Here is a 19,287-nt window from a genome sequence, read left to right on the forward strand (position 1 = left end):
CTCATGGTCAGTATGGTCGGCCCGATCCTAACAACCTGGCCGTAAAGCCCGTAAGCATCGCCCGTTGATAACAGATTCGGTTTCGTTCGTTGGATCAACGCGGTTGGTCTGTTCTGATGGTCGAAATGATTACCGTGAGCCAGAACGCCTGCGTCGATAGTTTATTGTCGGCGGGTGCAGCAAGACTGAGAACGTGAAGATTGTCCTGATACCGCCTCTGCTCTGCTCTTCTCTTGCGAGAACGTCGGCGACATTGCTGTTCTCGGAACAAGCATGGGAGGGTACGTCGCCCTTGAAGTCATCCGACAAGCGCCAGATCGCGTCACCGCTCTCGCACTCGTAAGCACGTCCGCGCGAGCCGACTCCGCGGAGCAGCTCCAAGCGCGGGCGCGCCAGTCCGTGCGCGTTGAAGGCGGCCATTTCGACGCTGTTGTCGACGCCGCCTTCCCCGGCGTCGTCGCAGCAGACAACGAATCCGACGATGCACTCCTAGCCGCCTGGCGCGCCATGACCAGCCCAGTCGGTGCACAAGCCTTTCTCCGACAGCAGCAGGCAGTCGTGCAGCGCGCCGATCTCCGCTCGATTCTGCCGTCCAGCGCCTGCCCGACTGCGATCATCCACGGAGCCCAGGACCGCCTCATCCCTCTGAACGCTGCCGAAGAAATGCCAGAAGCGCTGCCCACGTCCCGGTTCACCGTCGTCGAGGGTGCCGGCCACTCCCTGTTCCACGAGCAGCCCGCCGCGCACGGGACGCCGTTAGCTCCTGGCTTGAGTCCGCCTCATAACCAACCGTCCGTGAAGCCCTCACCCGCTCGCAAAAGCGATAGCCGCCAAGAACACGTGTTCTTRGCGGCTATCGCTTTTGGCCTCAAGCAGATCAGAAACTAGACGTTGAAGCGGAACTCCACGACGTTCCGTAACGAATAAACGTCTCCGCCACCAGCGGTGCACGGTCGAGGACCTGTGGATTCAGGCCGCCGTTGGCAACCGCTGGCCCGCGATCTTTCCGCAACCCGCCCGCAGCATAGAACACAAGTCTGCTTTGAACTCCCTGCGCGGCCCTCGTCACACCGCTGCGCAGGTGGTCGGCCAGACGGGTGAACGACTCGGATGTGTTCGGGTGACCCAGCTGGCGCAGCTCGTCCGCGACAACGCCGGCATGCTCAGCGGCGCGGCGATCCTAGCTCGACGGCTTCCTTGGACGGGGCCTGGATGCGTCGGGCCACCACCAGCGATGTCGCGATCGGCGCTCAGCCCTACGTTGGGCCTCGTCCAGATAGTCCTCGCGCGCCGCATCAAAGACCTCGTGAGGAAGACTCAGCGTTGCACGGCTCAACTGGCGTCCTACCAGCAGATCGCTGATTGCCCCCGGGATCTCCCGCATCCCCCGAGCACCTTTCACGGACCGCCTGAGCTGCACGCCCTGCTCCGTGAGCCGCATCCCCCACGATGAGTCGACCTCAGCAAGGCCGGAACCGACCAGGACCGCTATTGCCGTCTCTACCCGTTCCCGGGAAGGGACGTCGGCCTGCAGCATGTCCCACCCCGGCAGCAGCGCACGGAGCGACGAGGAGCGCCTCCCATCATGCAGCAGGGTCACGAGCGTTGCAGCGTCATCCATGTCTATGCGGTCCACGCCGTTCAGGCTAGCGCACTCCGAGCCGCCACCGCCTCGGGAACAATCACCGTCTCGGAAGAACGTTAAGTTCCCCAACACTTCGGCCGAGGATTCCCGGGAGGTACCGGAGCTGACTCAGACGTTAAAGCGGAACTCCACCACGTTCCGTCGCAGAATAACCTCTTCTCCAAGCGGCGGGGAGCCAGCGGGCAGCTGAGCTTGCTGCCTTAGCTGACTCTCCCTCCAGGGGTGCGGGCCCGCAGGGTCGTCCTGTGTCGGTTGGATGCACGGGCAGACTGGACGATCACGACGGTGGCCGCGGCCACAACTCCTACGAACGCCAGGCCCGCAGCGATTCTCGTCGCCCGCCGGGACATGGTGGCCGGGTTGACAGGCTCGGGGGCACCCGCGGGAGCTTCGATGACGGGCACGTCCCAATCGTTCCCGGAGGGGAAGATTCCGGGCGGAAGCTCTTCCGCCCGAAGGTCGCGGCGGGCCGCGAGGCGGTTCCGGACTTCCTGATTCGGAGCGGGCACGACGGCGTCTGCTGCGATCGCAGTGGGGAAATCAAGGAGGTAGGGCTCACCATAGAACGCTGAAGAGGCGACGGATTCTAACCACGTGGCCGGCGGTTCCGCAACGCCGCGCGCGGCGAAGGCGGACCGCAGGCTTTCTAGGATCTCGGCGAGGCTTTTGCCTTCGGAGTCCTTGCTGGCCTCGAAAATAGCAAGTTGAAGCTGCAGCTTCACATCCGCAGCAGGGTCCTTAACGGTGGGGTCCTGCCCGGTAGGGTCCACGGTGAGTGGCTCAGCATTCACGGCGCCGGCCTTGCTTGGGTCAGTGTTCATGGGCTTCCTTTCATCGTGGTTTCCCGTCCCTGGTCCCGGGTGGCAGCTACCAGAAATTCTAAAGCGGTGTGGCGGTCAGCGTTATCCGCAGTCGCACTCGTTGCGTCCTCCGAGCGGCATTCTCTGTCTGCATTCCCAATAATCGACATAACAAACGGGAAGAAGCTGGCAGGGGGTCTGTTGCGGAAACCATGACACTCGTTCCTCCACAGTCAGTACCCGCCCCTGTTCCCCGGGGCCCTGATTGGGTAGGCTCCTTTCATGGCACGACGCAGTTTTCTTCAGTGGCCGGTCGTCCGGCAGTTGAGTACGGGCGACCTCTTGGGCCGCGGTCCGGCGGTGACATCCCCGCAGACCAGGGCCATTACTCCACGGACGGTCACCGCTGACCGCGTGGTGCAGAGCGTGTGCCCGTATTGCGCCGTGGGCTGCGGACAACTGGTCTACGTCAAGGACGAAAAGGTCGTTCAAATCGAGGGCGATCCGGATTCGCCAATATCCCGCGGCCGCTTGTGCCCCAAGGGCTCTGCCAGTGAACAGTTGGTCAACTCGCCAGGCCGTCAAACCGGTGTGCTTTACCGTGCGCCGCGCTCCACCCAGTGGCAGCACCTGGACCTGGCCACCGCCGTCGACATGGTGGCGGACCGCTTCATCGAGACCCGCCGCAGGACGTGGCAGCAAGAAGACGAGGAAGGCAGGCTGCTTCGCCGCACGATGGGGATTGCTTCGCTGGGCGGGGCAACACTCGATAACGAAGAGAACTACCTGATCAAGAAACTCTTCACGGCTGCCGGTGCGGTACAGATCGAGAACCAAGCCCGCATTTGACACTCCTCCACGGTTCCCAGTTTGGGAGCCTCGTTTGGGCGCGGTGGTGCGACGCAATCACTGCAAGACATGGCCAATGCCGACTGCATCGTCATTCAGGGCTCCAACATGGCCGAATGCCACCCGGTGGGATACCAGTGGGTTGCGGAGGCTAAGGCACGCGGGGCTAAGGTCATCCACGTCGATCCCCGCTTCACCCGTACCTCCGCCGTCGCGGACAAGCACATTCCGATCCGGGCCGGCTCTGACGTCGTCCTTCTGGGTGCCCTGATTAACTACGTCATCACCAATGACCTCTGGTTCAAGGAGTACGTCGGCGCGTACACCAATGCGGCGACGCTGGTGCATGCGGACTACCGCGATGCCGAGGACCTGGGCGGCCTGTTCTCCGGTTTCGATCCGGAAAAAAGGGCGTACGACACGTCGTCCTGGGCGTACGCGGAACAAGGTGAGGGCGCGATTCATGAGCCCGGGCCCAGCCGCGAACACGGCGCCGAAGCGTCCGCCCGTGCTGCCGCCGACACCTTCGGCAGTGGCGGGCCGCCGCTGGAGCATGCCGAAGTTCAGCGGGACGACACCCTGCAAGACCCCCGGACGGTCTTCCAGATCGTCAAGCGGCATTATGCCCGGTACACCCCGGAGATGGTCCGGGACATGTGCGGCATCAAAGTGGCGGATTTCGAGTATCTTGCCCGCAGCATCACGGAAAACTCGGGACGCGACCGGACTACCTGCTTTGCCTACGCGGTGGGTTGGACTCAGCACTCCTTGGGAGCGCAGTTCATCCGGGCCGCGGCGATCCTTCAGCTATTGCTGGGAAACGTGGGGCGCCCCGGCGGCGGGATCATGGCCCTTCGCGGCCATGCCAGCATCCAGGGGTCCACCGACATCCCCACACTGTTCAACCTGCTACCCGGCTACCTGCCGATGCCCAGTGCCGGCCGCCACGACAGCCTCAGCGAATATCTGGCAGCCGTCGGGTCAAAACAGCAAAAGGGCTTTTGGGCCGACGCCGACGCCTACACCGTCAGCCTGCTGAAGGCCYGGTGGGGTGAAGCCGCGACCGCGGACAACGACTGGGCCTATGATTACCTTCCGCGGCTGAYGGGGGCGCACGGCACATATGAGACCACTATGAGCATGCTCAAGGACGAGGTGGAGGGCTACTTCATCCTTGGACAGAACCCCGCAGTGGGCTCGGCCAACGGCCGGCTGCAACGGCTTGGCATGTCCCATCTGAAGTGGCTGGTGGTGCGTGACCTGAACATGATCGAGTCGGCCACCTGGTGGAAGGACGGCCCGGAGATCGAATCCGGCGAACTGCGCACCGAGGACATCGAGACCGAAGTCTTCTTCCTGCCCGCAGCCACCCATGTGGAGAAAGCCGGCTCGTTCACGCAAACCCAGCGTCTGCTGCAGTGGCGGCACCAGGCGGTGGCACCGCCCGGGGAGTGCCAGAGCGAACTGCAGTTCTTCTTCGAGCTAGGCCAACGGATCCGGGCGAAGCTGGCTGGCTCCGAGGACGAGCGGGACCGTCCGCTGCTCGACCTGACCTGGGACTATCCCACGGATGAGCACGGCGATCCGGATGCCGAGGCTGTGCTTGCGGAGATCAACGGCCGCCAACTGGCTGGACCGGACGCCGGTAAGCCCCTCTCCGCCTACACCGAACTTCGCGCCGACGGTTCCACGGCCGCTGGCTGTTGGATCTACACCGGTGTTTACGCTGGTGGCTCCAACCACGCTGCCAACCGTAAGCCTGGTCAGGAACAAGGGCCCGTGGCTTCGGAATGGGGCTGGGCATGGCCGGCCAACCGCCGGGTCCTCTACAACCGTGCGTCCGCGGATCCCGCCGGTAAGCCGTGGAGCGAGCGGAAGAAATACATCTGGTGGGACCAGGAGCAAGGAAAGTGGGTCGGCGACGACGTTCCCGATTTCCCGGTGGACCGGGCTCCGGGAAGCCAGCCCGACCCGGCCCTCGGCGGCCCTGCAGCCCTTAGCGGAGATGACCCCTTCATCATGCAGGCCGACGGCAAGGGCTGGCTGTTCGCCCCGAAGGGCCTTGTGGATGGGCCCCTTCCCACCCACTACGAGGCTCAGGAATCCCCCGTGGCCAACGCGCTCTACCCGCAGCAGCAGAGTCCGGCGCGGTTGGTGTTCCCGCACGCGGGCAACTTCAGTGCGCCAAGTGCCGGTACTCCCGGCGCCGACGTGTACCCGTACGTCTTCACCACGTACCGGCTTACTGAGCATCACACCGCCGGCGGGATGAGCCGCTGGCTTCCTTACTTGTCCGAATTGCAGCCGGAGATGTTCTGTGAGGTTTCGCCTGAACTGGCTGCCGAGCGGGGGCTTGAGCCCTACGGGTRGGCCACCATTATTTCGCCCCGCTCGGCCATAGAGGCGAAGGTGCTCATCACTGACCGGCTGAAACCCCTGGCCGTGGGCGGTCACACCGTGCACCAGATCGGGCTGCCCTACCACTGGGGCGTGGGCAGTAACGCCGTCGTCAGTGGCGACGCCGCCAATGACCTGCTTGGCGTGACGCTGGACCCCAACGTCCAGATCCAGGAGTCCAAGGTCGCCTCCTGCGATATCCGCCCGGGCCGCCGGCCGCGCGGGCAGGAACTGCGGGCAATGGTCGCCGCCTATCAGGCGCGGGCGGGACTGACCGCCGAGACCGGCAACCGCGCCATTACCAATCCGATGTTGGAGGACTAGATGGGCCAGCTGTCCGGACCGACCGACCCCACCGCCGATGCCCACTGGGAGCACAGCCATCCGCGGAAGGGCTTTTTCACCGACACCTCGATCTGCATCGGGTGCAAGGCCTGCGAGGTTGCCTGCAAGGAGTGGAACCATAACCCGCAGGACGGCAATCTGGAGCTGCTCGGGTCGTCCTACGACAACACCGGGGCGCTGGGCGCCAGCACTTGGCGTCATGTGGCGTTCATCGAGCAAGGTCAGGACCGCATTGTGGAGGCGCGGGAATCAGGCCGCGCCCTGGTGAGCCTGGGCATGCCGCGTATTGGTCCGCCGGCCACGGCATCGCCAGCTGCGACGGACCTGGCCGAGGCCGACACCACGCCCCCGGACACGGCAGACTTCAGGTGGTTGATGTCCTCCGACGTTTGCAAGCACTGCACGCACGCCGGGTGCCTCGATGTGTGCCCGACCGGAGCGCTTTTCCGCACCGAATTCGGCACCGTGGTGGTACAGGATGACGTCTGCAACGGCTGTGGAACCTGCGTCGCCGGATGTCCTTTCGGCGTCATCGAGCGCCGCGCCGATGGCTCGGTCAAGGTGGCCACCAGCAGGAACGACCAGCACGCCAAGCATCCCGCCGTCCCCAATGCGGGCATCGCTCAGAAGTGCACGCTGTGCTACGACCGGCTTGTCGCGGATGAGACCCCCGCGTGCGCCAAAGCGTGCCCTACGACGTCTATCAAGTTCGGCGACCATGACGACATGGTGGAGACGGCCAGGGAACGCGTTTCCAGCCTGCACGCGCAAGGTCTGACGGAGGCAAGGCTCTACGGTGCGAACGAAAACGACGGCGTCGGGGGAACCGGATCAGTCTTCCTGCTCCTCGACGAACCCGAGGTCTACGGACTTCCGCCGGACCCACGGGTACCCACGGCCGACCTTCCGCAGATGTACCGAAGGGCCGGCATGGCAGTAGCGGGCATGGCCGCGGCAGTTGCAGTGGCATTCCTGGGAGGGCGTGCATGACCCTCTCAGAGTTCGACAGCTTCCGGCCATCGGAACCCGCCCGCCGTCGCCGGCGGGAGGGCAAACGAGGACCGGGCCGCCGCCCGGCCAATGGCGACGGCTCCCGGGAAATGCCCATGGTTCCCGAGCCGGAATTCAGCTCGTATTACGGCCGTCCGGTTGTAAAGCCGGCACCCTGGGGTAATGATGTGGCCGCGTACCTGTTCCTGGGCGGCGTTGCCGCCGGCTCGGCTTTGCTCGGACTCGGCGGCCAGTTGAGCGGGCGGCCGACGCTGCGCCGTAACGCGCGTTTGAGCGCTTTGGCAGCGGTAAGTGCCGGGGCTGTTGCGCTTGTGAAGGACCTCGGCAGGCCGGAGCGCTTTCTGCATATGCTGCGGACCTTCAAGGTCACTTCGCCGATGAGTGTGGGCTCGTGGATCCTCAGCGCCTTCAGCGCAGGTGCGGGGGTCTCGGCGGTTGCGGAGATCGACCGGATGAGCGGATCCCGGCTTCCGCTGGGCCCGTTGCGGAGCGTGCTGCGGGCTGTCGAGGGACCGGCCGGCTTCGAGGCCGCCGTCTTTGCCGGACCTCTGGCGGCTTACACGGCAGTGCTGCTCGGAGACACCGCCACACCGACGTGGAACGCTGCCCACGAGGAACTGCCGTTCGTCTTCGTAAGTTCGGCAGCCCTCGCTTCTGCCGGGCTCGCCATGGTCACCACGCCGGTGCGCGAAACGGGGCCGGCCCGGAAGCTCGCCGTGCTCGGCGTCTTAGGTGAGGTGGTTGCCATGAAAGTCATGAAACAACGGATGGACCCGGTGGCGGCGGAACCCCTACACCAGGGCAAGGCGGGCGCCATGCTGAAATGGAGCGAGCGTTTGGCGGTCGCCGGCGGGCTGGGAACACTGCTGGGCGGCCGACACCGCGGAGCGGCTGCGGCCTCCGGACTCGCGTTGCTGACCGCGTCCGCCCTGACGCGTTTTGGTGTATTTGAGGCGGGCCTCGCCTCGGCCAGAGATCCGCGGTACACCATCGAACCGCAGAAGACGCGGCTCGCCGCCCGCCGTGCGGCCGGAATCACCGACGACGCGATCACCACCGGCGGCTGAAGACGAATGGCCGGGTTTCAGCGGATCTCGATGCCCTGGCCCGCGATGGTGTGTCCGATGACTGGATGGCCCGGCAATTCACCGACGACGAGTAGCCCGCCGGAGGTCTGTGCATCGGCGAGCAGGAGAAGATCGTCCTCCGTGACGCCCGCGGCGGCACGCAGGTAGGGCCGCACCCAGTCCAGGTTGCGCCGCGTTCCGCCGGAGACAAACCCATCGCGCAACGCTTCCCGGGCGCCGTCGACGTGCGGCACCGCTTTCCGGTCCACCACTGCCCCGACCCCGGAGGCCCGGCACATCTTGTACAGGTGTCCGAGCAAGCCAAAGCCCGTCACGTCCGTGGCTGCCCGCACACCGGCCGCCACCGCATCCTCGGCGGCGTCGCGGTTCAGGCGCGTCATCGTCTTTACTGCTTCGGTGAACACTTCGCCGGTCTGCTTGTGACGGTTGTTGAGCAGTCCGACGCCGATCGGTTTGGTGAGCGTGATGGGCAGCCCGGGCCGGGCGGCGTCGTTCCGCAGCAATCGGTCGGGGTGGACGACGCCGGTGACCGCCATGCCGTACTTCGGTTCCGGATCGTCGATAGTGTGTCCGCCTATGACCGGGCACCCTGCCTCGGCGGCCACGCTCAGGCCACCGCGGAGTACCTCGGTCATCAATTCCAGCGGCAGTACGCCACGGGGCCAGCCGACGAGGTTAATCGCCATAATCGGGCGCCCGCCCATCGCGTAAATGTCGGAGAGCGCATTGGCGGCGGCGATCCGGCCCCAATCGAAGGCGTCGTCTACCACGGGGGTGAAAAAGTCAGCGGTGGACAATACGGCCAGGTCCCCACGGACCAGAACGGCGGCTGCGTCGTCGCCGCTGTCAAGCCCGACCAGCACATCGGCGCCGGGCTGGCCGGTGAGTCCGCGTACCGCTTCTTCGAGTTCGCCGGGCGGAATCTTGCACGCGCAGCCGCCACCGTGGGCATAGCCGGTGAGCCGGAGAGTTCCGGCAGCACCGGTACCGAGTTGCTGGACTGGCGTCTGGGCCTCGTTCACCCGCCTAGCGTACTCCTTCAGGCAACCCTGCTATATTGAGCCCCGGTGGCGTCCGGGTCCTGGTGGGCCCCCCGGTCTTCAAAACCGGTGCGGCCGAGCATCTCGGCCTGGCGGGTTCGATTCCCGTCCGCCACCGCCAACTTCCGGCCCGAGCGCCGCGAGCAGAGGAGGGCTGTGGACCCGGTCGATCCCCGGCGCCTGATTCCGCGCACCGATGACCTGCTGGCTCTGCCGGCCGTCTCCAAGGCCCGGAGCAGGCTGAACGAGCGCGTCATCCGCAACCTCGTTCGTCAAATCCAGGATCAGGCACGGCGTGGTGAGCTCCCGCCCGGACAAGTGGAAGGAACACTGATCGCCGCCGTAGCCGACCGCACGGCGACGACCCTTCGTCCGGTGCTCAACGCAACCGGCGTCATCGTCCATACCAACCTCGGCCGTGCTCCACTTTCTGAAGACGCGGTGGAAGCTGTTATCGCGGCCAGCGGCTACGTTGACGTGGAGCTCGACTTGGCAACCGGCAGCCGGAGCGGGCGCGGCGCCGGGGCGCGCGCTGCATTACTCGCCGCCTGTCCCGCGGCTGAGGATGCGCTGGTGGTGAACAACGGCGCCGCAGCGCTGGTGTTGGCCACGACTGCCTTGGCCGCCGGCCGGGAGGTGGTGGTGAGCCGCGGGGAACTGGTCGAGATCGGTGCCGGCTTCAGGCTGACCGACTTAATGGAGTCGACGGGGGCGAAGCTACGCGAGGTAGGTACGACCAACCGCACCCACCTACACGACTACGCCGGTGCTCTGGGGTCGAACACCGGGTGCGTACTCAAGGTCCATCCCAGCAACTTCCGGGTCGATGGATTTACCTCCACTGTCCCGTTGCACGAAATCAGCCCGCTGACCGTCGCCCACGGGGTACCTCTGGTGGCCGACCTGGGCAGCGGGCTCTTGTCGCCCGACCCTTTCCTGCCGGAGGAGCCGGACGCCGCCTCCGCCTTGGTGAGCGGAGCCGACGTCGTGATCGCCAGCGGTGACAAGCTACTCGGCGGCCCACAGGCTGGCTTGCTGCTGGGCCGCAAGGAAATCATCACGCGGTTGGCCCGCCACCCGCTCGCCCGTGCGGTCCGGGCTGACAAACTCGCCCTTGCCGCCTTGGAAGCCACGCTGGCGGGCGGCCCGCCGCCAGTTGTCCGGGCCCTGCACGCCGACGCCGGGCACTTGCAGCGCCGCACGGACCGGCTCGCCCGGGAACTCGACGTGCCCGTGGTGTCCCATGACGGTCGGGTAGGTGGCGGCGGCGCCCCGGGAGTGCCTCTGCCGGGATGGGCACTACGGCTCCCAGAGGGACTCGCAGGACTTTTGCGCACCGGTGATCCGGCTGTGCTGCCACGCGTCAACGATGGCTCGTGCCTTATCGATCTGCGCTGCATCGCCCCGGCGGATGACGACAGGATTCTCGACGCGATACGGAAAGCGCTGGCAGCCTTCAAGGCCGCGGACGCAGGCGGGGTGGGCTGAGGAGTGTACGTCGTAGCCACCGCCGGGCACGTCGATTCCGGCAAAAGCACCCTAGTTCGCGCCCTCACCGGCATGGAGCCGGACCGTTGGGAGGAAGAACGGCGCCGCGGGCTGACCATCGACCTAGGTTACGCCTGGACCACGTTCCCGTCCGGACAGAATGTAGCGTTCGTCGACGTACCGGGCCACGAACGCTTCCTGGGAAACATGCTTGCCGGAATCGGACCGGCCCCGGTGGTCTGCTTCGTCGTCGCCGCGGACGAGGGTTGGCAGGCACAGTCAAGTGATCACCGGGATGCCGTCGCTGCGCTTGGAATAGAACACGGCGTGGTCGTGCTAAGCCGTGCGGACCGGGCGTCCAGCCGTCGGATCGCGGACGTGCTCTCGCGGACCCGCACGGAGCTGGCCGGCACGGGCCTGAGGGAAGCCCCCGCAGTTGCCGTATCCGCTATTGACGGGACCGGTCTGGCCGACCTGCGTTCAGCACTCGACGGCGTCCTGGCCAGCGTGCCCGCCCCCGCCACCTCAGGGCGGGTCCGGTTGTGGGTTGACCGCTCGTTCACGATTTCCGGTTCGGGAACGGTAGTGACCGGAACGCTGGCGGCAGGAACACTCGAACGGGGTGACCGGCTCCAGCTGCTCAGCCACGACGGTTCCCGGGCCGTGGTGGTCCGCGGTTTGCAAAGCAGGGACACGGCCTTTGCGTCCGTGCAGCCCGTCAGCCGGGTGGCGTTGAACCTACGGGACGTTGCCGCCACGGACATCCGCCGGGGAGATGCGCTGCTGACCCCGGATGCGTGGCCCACGACCGGCGTCGTCGGTATTCAGCGCACGACAGGGTTGGCCTATACGGCTGTGCCCGAACAGCTCATGGTGCACGTTGGCACCGCGTCCGTGCCTGCCCGTTTACGGCCATTCGGCGCGGATCACGCCCGGCTCGTCCTTGACAGGCAACTGCCCCTCGTTCTCGGCGACCGGCTGGTGCTGCGCGACCCCGGAAGCCGGTCAGTGCTGGGTGGGGCGCGTATCCTCGACGCCGATCCGCCTGCCCTGCGGCGGCGGGGAGACGGCGCCCGCTGGGCGGAGCGGCTTTCCGGCCTCGACCCCGCCGGCGACGTGCTCGGTGAAGTCGCCGCCCGCGGAGCAGTTCGGGCAGAACACCTTCACCGGCTGGGGCTGTTGCCCGGTCCCGAGACGGCCGCGCCCCCGGAGGTCCAGGTCATCGGTGATTGGTGGGTGCATGCGCCTGTCCTCGAGGCATGGCAGGAACGGCTGCGCGCCGCGGTCCAGGCATTGCAGGAACGTGACCCGCTGGCCGCCGGAATGTCCTTGGGCGCGGCGCGGGACCTACTGCAGTTGCCCGAGGAGAGACTGCTGTCCCACGTCATCCGCGGCGCACGGCTGGAAGCGGAGGGCGGCCACGTCCGGCTGCCTGGCAGCCGAGATTCTCTCGGCGCCGCAGAGCCAGCGATCGCCGAGGTGGAGCGCACGCTGACCGCACATCCGTTTCACGCCCCCGAAGCCCAGGAGTTGGCCGCACTGGGCTTGGGCGCCCGCGAGCTCGCGGCGGCGGAGCGCACCGGGCGTCTGCTGCGGTTGCGCGATGGGGTGGTTCTACTGCCGACGGCCCCCGCCCTAGCGATGCGCCTACTGGCCGGTCTGGAGCAGCCCTTCACCACGAGCCAAGCACGCCAGACTCTGGGCACGACCCGTCGAGTCGCAGTCCCGTTGCTTGAACATCTGGACTCTCGCGGCTGGACCCGGCGCCTTGATGCCGGTCACCGGACTGTGGCGCGTTGAGCCGCACTTTCTGGCCCCGCGCCTCTAAGGCCTCAGAGAGGTCAGGAACTAGACGTTGAAGCGGAATTCAACGACGTCGCCGTCGGCCATGATGTATTCCTTGCCTTCGATCCGGACCTTGCCACGGGCCTTCGCCTCGGCCATGGAACCGGCCTCGATCAGGTCATCGAAGGAGACGACCTCGGCCTTGATGAAACCGCGCTGGAAATCGGAGTGGATCACGCCGGCCGCCTGCGGGGCGGTGTCGCCCTGGCGGATGGTCCACGCGCGGGTTTCCTTGGGGCCGGCCGTCAGGTAGGTCTGCAGTCCGAGGGTGTGGAAGCCGACGCGGGCCAGCTGGTCCAGCCCGGATTCATCCTGGCCGTTCATTTCCAGCATCTCGCGGGCTTCTGCCTCGTCGAGCTCCACCAGGTCGGACTCGAGCTTGGCGTCCAGGAAGATGGCGTCGGCAGGGGCCACGAGGGCACGCAGTTCCGCCTGCTTCTCCGGGCTGCCGAGGATTCCCTCGTCGGAGTTGAAGACATAGATGAAAGGCTTGGCCGTGAGCAGGCCGAGTTCCTTGAGGTGCTCCATCTCCAGCTTGTCGCTCTTGATGGAAGAGAAGATGGTGTCGCCGCGTTCCAGCACTGCCTGCGCCGCCAGGATGGCCGCCAGCTCGGCCGCCTCCCGCTTCTTGATCTTGACTTCTTTTTCGATCCGCGGGATGGCCTTTTCGATGGTCTGCAGATCGGCCAGGATCAGCTCGGTGTTGATCGTCTCCATATCAGAGCTGGGATCGACCTTGCCGTCGACGTGGATGACGTCCGGGTCATCGAACACGCGGACAACCTGTGCGATGGCCTCGGCCTCGCGGATGTTGGCGAGGAACTGGTTGCCGAGGCCCTCGCCCTCGGAGGCGCCCTTGACGATGCCGGCGATGTCCACGAAGGACACGGCTGCGGGCAGCAGGCGCGCGGAGCCGAAGATGCCGGCCAGCTTTTCAAGCCGGGCATCCGGCAGGTTCACGACGCCGATGTTGGGCTCGATCGTGGCGAACGGATAGTTCGCCGCGAGGACCTGGTTTCGGGTCAGTGCGTTGAAAAGGGTTGATTTGCCGACGTTGGGCAGTCCGACGATGCCAATAGTAAGAGCCACGAGCATATATTCTACCCGCACCAGCGGCCAGCCGTTGCTGCGGGCCCGTGGCTACACCTGTGGGGCGGCAGGGTGCCGGCGCGGGCGCGGGGCGGTGTGGGGGCGGTCGCGGGGCGATGTCGGGGTGTTGCGGCGGGTACATCCCACGGTGTCCCGGGATGTTCCGGGTGTTCCGGGCGTCGAAACCAAAACTGTCACAGGGGCATGCCACAGTGAAGGCATGGAAGCTTTTTCACTGATTCTCGCCCTGCTCATGCTGCTTACGGGCGCCGTCACGGGCGCCGCCGTCGTTTATGTCCTGCTGCGCCGGCGCTACCTGGCCGTGGAACAGGACTTCGACGGCGTGTCAGCCCGGCTGTCCGACGTCAGCGCCCAGTTCGCCGCCGCCGACGCCGAGAGGCGCCTGCTCGCGGCCCAGAACCGCGAGCTCGGCGAGTCCCGGAACCATGACGGCAGTGTGCTCCGTGCGCTGGCGCCCGTGGCGGAAAAGCTCACCGCCGTGCAGCAGCAGGTATCCCTGCTCGAACGCGACCGGCTGGAGCAGTACGGCCAGCTGGCCCAGCAACTGCAGGAGGCCCGCCTGTCCGATGAGCAGCTGCTTCGGTCCACGCATGCGCTGGAGTCCGCCCTGCGCTCCAACAGCGCCCGCGGCCAGTGGGGCGAGGTCCAGCTGCGCCGGGTGGTCGAGGCGGCAGGCATGCTGCGGCACGTGGACTTCCACGAACAGCTCCACAGCGGGCAGGCCCACAGCTCCGGCACGGACGGCAGCCTCCGGCCCGACCTCGTGGTGCAGCTGCCCGGCGACAAGCAGCTGGTGGTCGACGCAAAGGTCCCTCTGGCGTCGTACCTTGCCGCCCAGGACCTCGGCGCCGCCCAGGCGGGCCAGCAGTCCTCGCAGCTGCCCGGCGGCCAGCAGGCGCACCTCGCCGCCCATGCCAAGGCCCTAAAGGCCCATGTGGACGCGCTGGGCAGCAAGAAGTACTGGGACATCCCAGGCAACTCTCCGGAACTGGTGGTCTGCTTCCTGCCGGCGGAATCGATCCTGGCCGCCGCCCTCACAGCCGACCCGGCCCTGCTGGACTACGCACTGGCCAAGAACGTCGTCCTGGCCTCCCCCGGGACCCTGCTGGCGGTGCTGAAGTCGGTGGCGTTCACGTGGCGGCAGGACGTGTTGACGGACAGCGCCCGGGAACTCTTCGAGCTCGCCCGGCAGCTCTACGACCGGATGGGCACGCTCGGCGAGAACGTCACCAAGCTGGGGTCCTCGCTGAAGACCTCGGTTGAGCGGTACAACTCCATGGTCGGGACCCTTGAGGCCCGCGTCCTGCCCACCGCGAGGAAACTCAACGCCCTGGAAACCGCCGGACTGGCCACTCCCCCCGCCGTCGAAGTCACACCGCGGGCAGTCGCAGCCCCGGAACTTCAGTCCCGTGACGAGTCAGAAGAGTCCGCGGCCTAGGTGCACTGCGCCTGGGTCTCAGCGCCCAAGGACTGTCCAGTACCAAGGACTGTTCGGTGCCCAGCACTGTTCGGTGCCCAGCACTGTCCAGTGCTTTGGACTGTTCGGGGCCTAGGACTGTTCGGGGCGGGTGCCGCGGCCCCCGAGGGCGCGGGTGACGTCGCCGGCCTGCTTCAGGGTGGCCCGGAGCTCCTTCGGCAGGGAGAACAGGAGGTCTTCCTCGGCCGTGACGACTTCCTCGACCGATCCGTAGCCGTAGTCGGCGAGGAGCCGCAGCACGTCCTTGACGAGGACTTCCGGGACGGAGGCCCCCGACGTCACGCCCACCGTGGCGACGCCCTCGAACCACGTCTCGTCAACCTCATTGGCGAAGTCGACCCGGTAGGAGGCCTTGGCGCCGTATTCCAGTGCCACCTCCACGAGGCGGACGGAGTTTGAGGAGTTGGCGGAGCCCACCACGATCACCAGATCCGCCTGGGGCGAAATCTTCTTGATGGCCACCTGGCGGTTGGTGGTGGCGTAGCAGATGTCGTCGCTGGGCGGGTCCTGCAGGGTGGGGAACCGCTGCTTGAGCAGGCGTACGGTCTCCATGGTTTCGTCCACGCTGAGGGTGGTCTGCGAGAGCCAGATGACCTTTTCCGGGTCGCGGACCGTGACCTTGTCGACCTCGTGCGGGCCGTTGATGATCTGGATGTGTTCGGGGGCCTCGCCGGCGGTGCCTTCGACTTCCTCATGGCCGTCGTGGCCGATCAGCAGGATGTCGAAGTCATCCTTGGCGAACCGGACGGCTTCGCGGTGCACCTTGGTGACCAGCGGGCAGGTCGCGTCAATGGTGCGCAGGCCGCGGTCCTCGGCGGACTGGACGACGGCGGGCGAGACTCCGTGCGCGGAAAAGATCACGAGGGCGCCTTCCGGGACCTCGTCGGTTTCATCGACGAAGATGGCGCCCTTTTCCTCCAGTGAGCTGACCACATGGACGTTGTGCACGATCTGCTTACGGACGTAGACCGGCGGGCCGTAGTGTTCCAGGGCCTTTTCCACCGCGATGACTGCACGGTCCACGCCGGCACAGTAGCCGCGCGGGGCTGCCAGAAGGACCTTTTTGGGACCGGCGACCGGGGCCGCGGCCAGGACGTCTTCCGGTGAACGCCGCCTGCGCGGAACGGATGGCATCGGAACGGAGACAGCGGTGGTGGTCATGCTCCCATGCTACCGGTGTTCAATCCTGCCCCGTTTGCGCCCGCCGGCGACCCGGACAGCCACTCCCGTGGCTACCAGTGCCGCTCCCGCGACGGCAGCAGCGACGATCCACTGGCCGAAGCTGGCAGAGCACGCCGCGACGAACTCGTTCTTGAACAGCTCCGCCACATCGTTGCCGCTCGAGGTCCCGGCAACCGCGGCGCCGGCGGCATCGCTGGCCAGCTTCCACACCCCCGCGAGCACCAGCGTTCCAACGCCCATCCCGACCAGCACGGTCCACCGGCGTCGGGCCGCAACGAACGCCAGAATGAAGGCGATGGCCGAGCCGACGGCAACGGCGTAGCCCATCGGGGCGTAGACGGTAACGCGTTCGATCATCTGGCGCTGGTCGGACTGCCCGATATGGATCAGCACCTGGCCGGGCGCCTCCAGCGGAAGGGTGGTCGCCGCAGTGACCTGCTTGGCCACCAGCCCGGCAAGCGGCGCGACATCCAGGGTGAGCGCGGACGTGCCGTCAACCTCCGGCGGCAGCGTGCTGGGGTCCGCGAACGTGAGGCGGTGGCTCCTGCGCAGGGTTTCAGCCCAGGCGTCGGGGTAGCCGGGCAGTCCCGTCAGCGAGCGCGCCGCGCTGTCCAGGACCGGCCGGGCCAGCTCCGTGAAGGCTTCGGGAATGCCGGCGCTGGCGGCCAGTCCGTCGACGGCGGCCGCGGCCAGCCGCTGCTGGAACGCCGGGTCCTTGCCCAGCGGCGCGGTCAGGGCGACGAAGCCCTCTTCCTGGACGATGTTCTGGTCCACCCACATGGCTGGAACGGCGACGGCTGCCATCAGGAGCCCGATGAGGACGGCGACGGCAGAGACAAAAGTGCGCAAGGGATTCCTAGGAGGTTGATGGCATCCCTCCCATCCTAGGGCGGGGCCGGGCGCGGCCATAAAGTCGGACCCCGGTGGTAGAGCTATGGATAGAGTTGACAGAGACAACTTCCGGCTGCCGGCCGGCCCACCCGCCGGGAAGCGGGCCGCCGGCAGTCCCGGTGTAAGGACATGCAGTAACCGGCACGCAGCAAAGGAACGCACACATATGCACAAGGCACTCCACCAGGCACTTCCGGCCATGGAGCCCACGCATGCCTGAGGACGCGGCGGCAGCAACCACGCTACCGGCCACCGCGGCCGAAACCAGTCCGGACAACCCCTGGCCGCTGCAGTTGCTGTCCCAGAAGCTCAAGATGCATATCGACCGCGCGCCCTCGGCGTGGGTTGAGGGGCAGGTAATCGAGCTCAACCGGCGTGGCAGCAACGCCTACCTGACACTGCGGGACATCGACGCCGAAATCTCGCTGCCGGCATCGGTCTGGACCACAGTGCTGGACCGCCAGGCCGCCCCGCTCGAACGCGGTTCCCGGGTTGTAGCCCTGATCAAGGCAGAATTTTGGCTCAAGACGGGCCGGCTGAACATGTCCGTGAAGGACATCCGGCCCGTGGGCCTCGGCGACCTCCTGGCCAGGATCGAGCGGCTGCGCCAGGCCCTCGCCGCCGAAGGACTCTTTGCCGATTCCCGCAAAAAGCGGCTTCCCCTGCTCCCGCACCGGATCGGCCTGATCACCGGCCGCGACTCTGACGCCAAGAAGGATGTGCTGCGCAATGCCGCCCTGCGCTGGCCGGCCGTCGAATTCGAGATCCGCGAAGTAGCGGTCCAGGGGAACACCGCCGTAGCCCAGATGATCGCGGCCTTGCGGGAACTCGACGCCCACCCCGTGGTCGACGTCATCGTCATCGCCCGCGGCGGGGGCGCCCTCGAGGACCTGTTGCCGTTCAGCAGCGAGGAGCTCATCCGGGCCGTCGCTGACGCGTCCACCCCTGTGGTGAGCGCGATCGGGCACGAAGCGGACCGGCCCATCCTCGATGACGTCGCAGACCTCAGGGCATCAACGCCCACCGACGCCGCGAAGAGGATAGTTCCCGACGTCGCCGAGGAGCTTGTCAGGGTCCGGCAGGCACAGGACCAGCTCCGTCGCGGAGTCACCCGGCTCGTTGAACGCGAGGGCGACCGGCTGGCCTCCCTGCGTTCGCGCCCCGTGCTGCTCTCCCCCGACGTCATGATCAGCCAGCGCCACGAGGACGTCGAACGGCTCAAGATCCGCTCGCACTCGGCGATCAGCGCCGCCGTCGTGCGGGCAGCGGACCAACTGGTCCACCTCAAGGCGCAGGTGCGTGCACTCTCGCCGCAAAAGACACTGGATCGCGGCTACGCAGTGGTCCAGCTCGCCGGCGCCGGGAACGCCCCCGCAGCGCACCGGGACGTTGTGCGCCATCCGTCCCAGGCGCCCGCCGGCACGGACCTCACGGTTCGGGTGGCCGGCGGCCGGTTCACCGCCCAATCCACCGGCGGCCAGGAACCGGCCGAGGAATAACCCAGGCGGACGGTCGTGGCCACACGGCCACCCGTCAGCGCCAACACGGCCACCCGTCAGCGCCCCAAACAGGCACCACGGTCAGCACCACAGACAGCATCACCGCGGCACAAACCGCGACAACCAAGGAGCACCCACATGGCAGTAGAATCCAGCCCGAACGCCGACGTCGAGGCCCTCAGCTACGAGGACGCCCGCGAGCAGCTGGTCGCAGTGGTGGGCAAGCTGGAGGCCGGCGGCGCCAGCCTGGAGGAATCGCTCGCGCTGTGGGAGCGCGGCGAGGCACTGGCCAAGCGCTGCGAACAGTGGCTGGAAGGCGCCCGCAAGCGTCTCGCCGCCGCCCGGGACCAGGCCGCGGACAAGAACTAGGAACCGGCACGCCGCGGCGCGCCGGTTCCCTCCGTACTAGGAGCGCTCGACCAGATCCCGTTCCATATCGACGTCGAACTCCGGATCCGGCCACTGCAGCTTCAGCCCTTCCAGGGCGTCCAGCATCAGCTGCTGGACAGCGATGCGGGCGTACCACTTCTTGTTGGCCGGCACGACGTACCAGGGCGCGATGTCAGTGGCCGTCTTCTCGAACGCCTCCTGGTACGCATCCATGTAGTCGCTCCAGAAGG

General features: G+C 66.8%; 14 protein-coding genes, 1 tRNA gene and 1 pseudogene. 10 read left to right on the forward strand and 6 right to left on the reverse strand.

The features are described from left to right. Positions 1-252 precede the first annotated feature (252 nt). Entirely contained in the window at positions 253-888 is a 636-nt protein-coding gene (locus AC1D1W_RS15245; RefSeq protein WP_476944132.1) for an alpha/beta fold hydrolase, read from the forward strand. 957 nt (positions 889-1,845) lie between these two features. Here AC1D1W_RS15245 and AC1D1W_RS15250 read toward each other — a convergent pair. Further along, positions 1,846-2,466, reverse strand: coding sequence for a hypothetical protein (locus tag AC1D1W_RS15250; protein WP_476944127.1), 621 nt, complete (start codon positions 2,464-2,466; stop codon positions 1,846-1,848). A 261-nt stretch (positions 2,467-2,727) separates the two neighbouring features. Between AC1D1W_RS15250 and fdh the strand changes: the two genes are divergently transcribed. The 3 genes from fdh to nrfD are packed head-to-tail and all read left to right on the forward strand — an operon-like array spanning position 2,728 to position 8,114. After that, positions 2,728-6,015, forward strand: coding sequence for a formate dehydrogenase (gene fdh / locus AC1D1W_RS15255; RefSeq protein WP_476944128.1), 3,288 nt, complete (start codon positions 2,728-2,730; stop codon positions 6,013-6,015). Further along, positions 6,016-7,026, forward strand: a complete 1,011-nt coding sequence (locus AC1D1W_RS15260; RefSeq protein ID WP_028275706.1) for a 4Fe-4S dicluster domain-containing protein — start codon at positions 6,016-6,018, stop codon at positions 7,024-7,026. After that, the gene (gene nrfD / locus AC1D1W_RS15265; protein ID WP_243180963.1) at positions 7,023-8,114 is read left to right on the forward strand and encodes an NrfD/PsrC family molybdoenzyme membrane anchor subunit; all 1,092 of its coding nucleotides are present in this window, start codon (positions 7,023-7,025) and stop codon (positions 8,112-8,114) included. The genes AC1D1W_RS15260 and nrfD overlap by 4 nt, the downstream gene beginning before the upstream one ends. A gap of 17 nt (positions 8,115-8,131) precedes the next feature. On the opposite strand, the gene selD is transcribed toward nrfD, so the two are convergent. Then, a complete protein-coding gene (gene selD / locus AC1D1W_RS15270; protein ID WP_028275707.1) occupies positions 8,132-9,157 on the reverse strand; it encodes a selenide, water dikinase SelD in 1,026 nt (341 codons plus the stop codon). Between the two features lie 44 nt (positions 9,158-9,201). Here selD and AC1D1W_RS15275 point away from each other — a divergent pair. The 3 genes from AC1D1W_RS15275 (at position 9,202) to selB (ending at position 12,463) form a co-directional block, all read left to right on the forward strand. Beyond that, positions 9,202-9,296: transfer RNA gene (locus tag AC1D1W_RS15275), tRNA-Sec, on the forward strand. A 35-nt stretch (positions 9,297-9,331) separates the two neighbouring features. Then, positions 9,332-10,663 (forward strand): L-seryl-tRNA(Sec) selenium transferase, encoded by a 1,332-nt coding sequence (gene selA, locus AC1D1W_RS15280; protein WP_243180968.1) that lies wholly within the window; start codon positions 9,332-9,334, stop codon positions 10,661-10,663. Between the two features lie 3 nt (positions 10,664-10,666). Next, positions 10,667-12,463, forward strand: coding sequence for a selenocysteine-specific translation elongation factor (gene selB / locus AC1D1W_RS15285; RefSeq protein WP_243180970.1), 1,797 nt, complete (start codon positions 10,667-10,669; stop codon positions 12,461-12,463). 48 nt (positions 12,464-12,511) lie between these two features. Here selB and ychF read toward each other — a convergent pair whose 3' ends face one another. Continuing rightward, complete coding sequence (gene ychF, locus AC1D1W_RS15290; protein ID WP_028275710.1) at positions 12,512-13,597, reverse strand: redox-regulated ATPase YchF; 1,086 nt, start codon at positions 13,595-13,597, stop codon at positions 12,512-12,514. A 220-nt stretch (positions 13,598-13,817) separates the two neighbouring features. On the opposite strand from ychF, the gene AC1D1W_RS15295 reads away from it, so the two are divergent. Further along, entirely contained in the window at positions 13,818-15,056 is a 1,239-nt protein-coding gene (locus AC1D1W_RS15295; RefSeq protein ID WP_476944129.1) for a DNA recombination protein RmuC, read from the forward strand. A gap of 111 nt (positions 15,057-15,167) precedes the next feature. Here AC1D1W_RS15295 and AC1D1W_RS15300 read toward each other — a convergent pair whose 3' ends face one another. Then, the gene (locus AC1D1W_RS15300; RefSeq protein ID WP_028275712.1) at positions 15,168-16,256 is read right to left on the reverse strand and encodes a 4-hydroxy-3-methylbut-2-enyl diphosphate reductase; all 1,089 of its coding nucleotides are present in this window, start codon (positions 16,254-16,256) and stop codon (positions 15,168-15,170) included. Positions 16,257-16,265: 9 nt separating this feature from the next. Then, positions 16,266-17,126, reverse strand: coding sequence for a hypothetical protein (locus AC1D1W_RS15305; protein ID WP_476944130.1), 861 nt, complete (start codon positions 17,124-17,126; stop codon positions 16,266-16,268). Between the two features lie 254 nt (positions 17,127-17,380). Between AC1D1W_RS15305 and xseA the strand changes: the two genes are divergently transcribed. Both xseA and AC1D1W_RS15315 read left to right on the forward strand, forming a co-directional pair. After that, on the forward strand, positions 17,381-18,667 hold the full coding sequence (gene xseA / locus AC1D1W_RS15310) for an exodeoxyribonuclease VII large subunit (RefSeq protein ID WP_476944131.1): 1,287 nt from the start codon (positions 17,381-17,383) through the stop codon (positions 18,665-18,667). 138 nt (positions 18,668-18,805) lie between these two features. Further along, positions 18,806-19,036 (forward strand): exodeoxyribonuclease VII small subunit, encoded by a 231-nt coding sequence (locus tag AC1D1W_RS15315; RefSeq protein WP_243180978.1) that lies wholly within the window; start codon positions 18,806-18,808, stop codon positions 19,034-19,036. Between the two features lie 36 nt (positions 19,037-19,072). Here AC1D1W_RS15315 and AC1D1W_RS15320 read toward each other — a convergent pair. Continuing rightward, positions 19,073-19,287 (reverse strand): annotated as a pseudogene (locus AC1D1W_RS15320) (polyphosphate kinase 2 family protein); the annotation flags it as partial.

The organism is Arthrobacter sp. P1_B4 (assembly GCF_056406555.1).

What these genes read in the sequence shown, in the direction of transcription:
- AC1D1W_RS15250 (WP_476944127.1), bottom strand. Translation starts at nt 2,466, where the DNA reads ATGAACACTGACCCAAGCAAGGCCGGCGCCGTGAATGCTGAGCCACTC.
- AC1D1W_RS15260 (WP_028275706.1), top strand. Translation starts at nt 6,016, where the DNA reads ATGGGCCAGCTGTCCGGACCGACCGACCCCACCGCCGATGCCCACTGG.
- nrfD (WP_243180963.1), top strand. Translation starts at nt 7,023, where the DNA reads ATGACCCTCTCAGAGTTCGACAGCTTCCGGCCATCGGAACCCGCCCGC.
- AC1D1W_RS15295 (WP_476944129.1), top strand. Translation starts at nt 13,818, where the DNA reads ATGGAAGCTTTTTCACTGATTCTCGCCCTGCTCATGCTGCTTACGGGC.
- AC1D1W_RS15300 (WP_028275712.1), bottom strand. Translation starts at nt 16,256, where the DNA reads ATGACCACCACCGCTGTCTCCGTTCCGATGCCATCCGTTCCGCGCAGG.
- xseA (WP_476944131.1), top strand. Translation starts at nt 17,381, where the DNA reads ATGCCTGAGGACGCGGCGGCAGCAACCACGCTACCGGCCACCGCGGCC.
- AC1D1W_RS15315 (WP_243180978.1), top strand. Translation starts at nt 18,806, where the DNA reads ATGGCAGTAGAATCCAGCCCGAACGCCGACGTCGAGGCCCTCAGCTAC.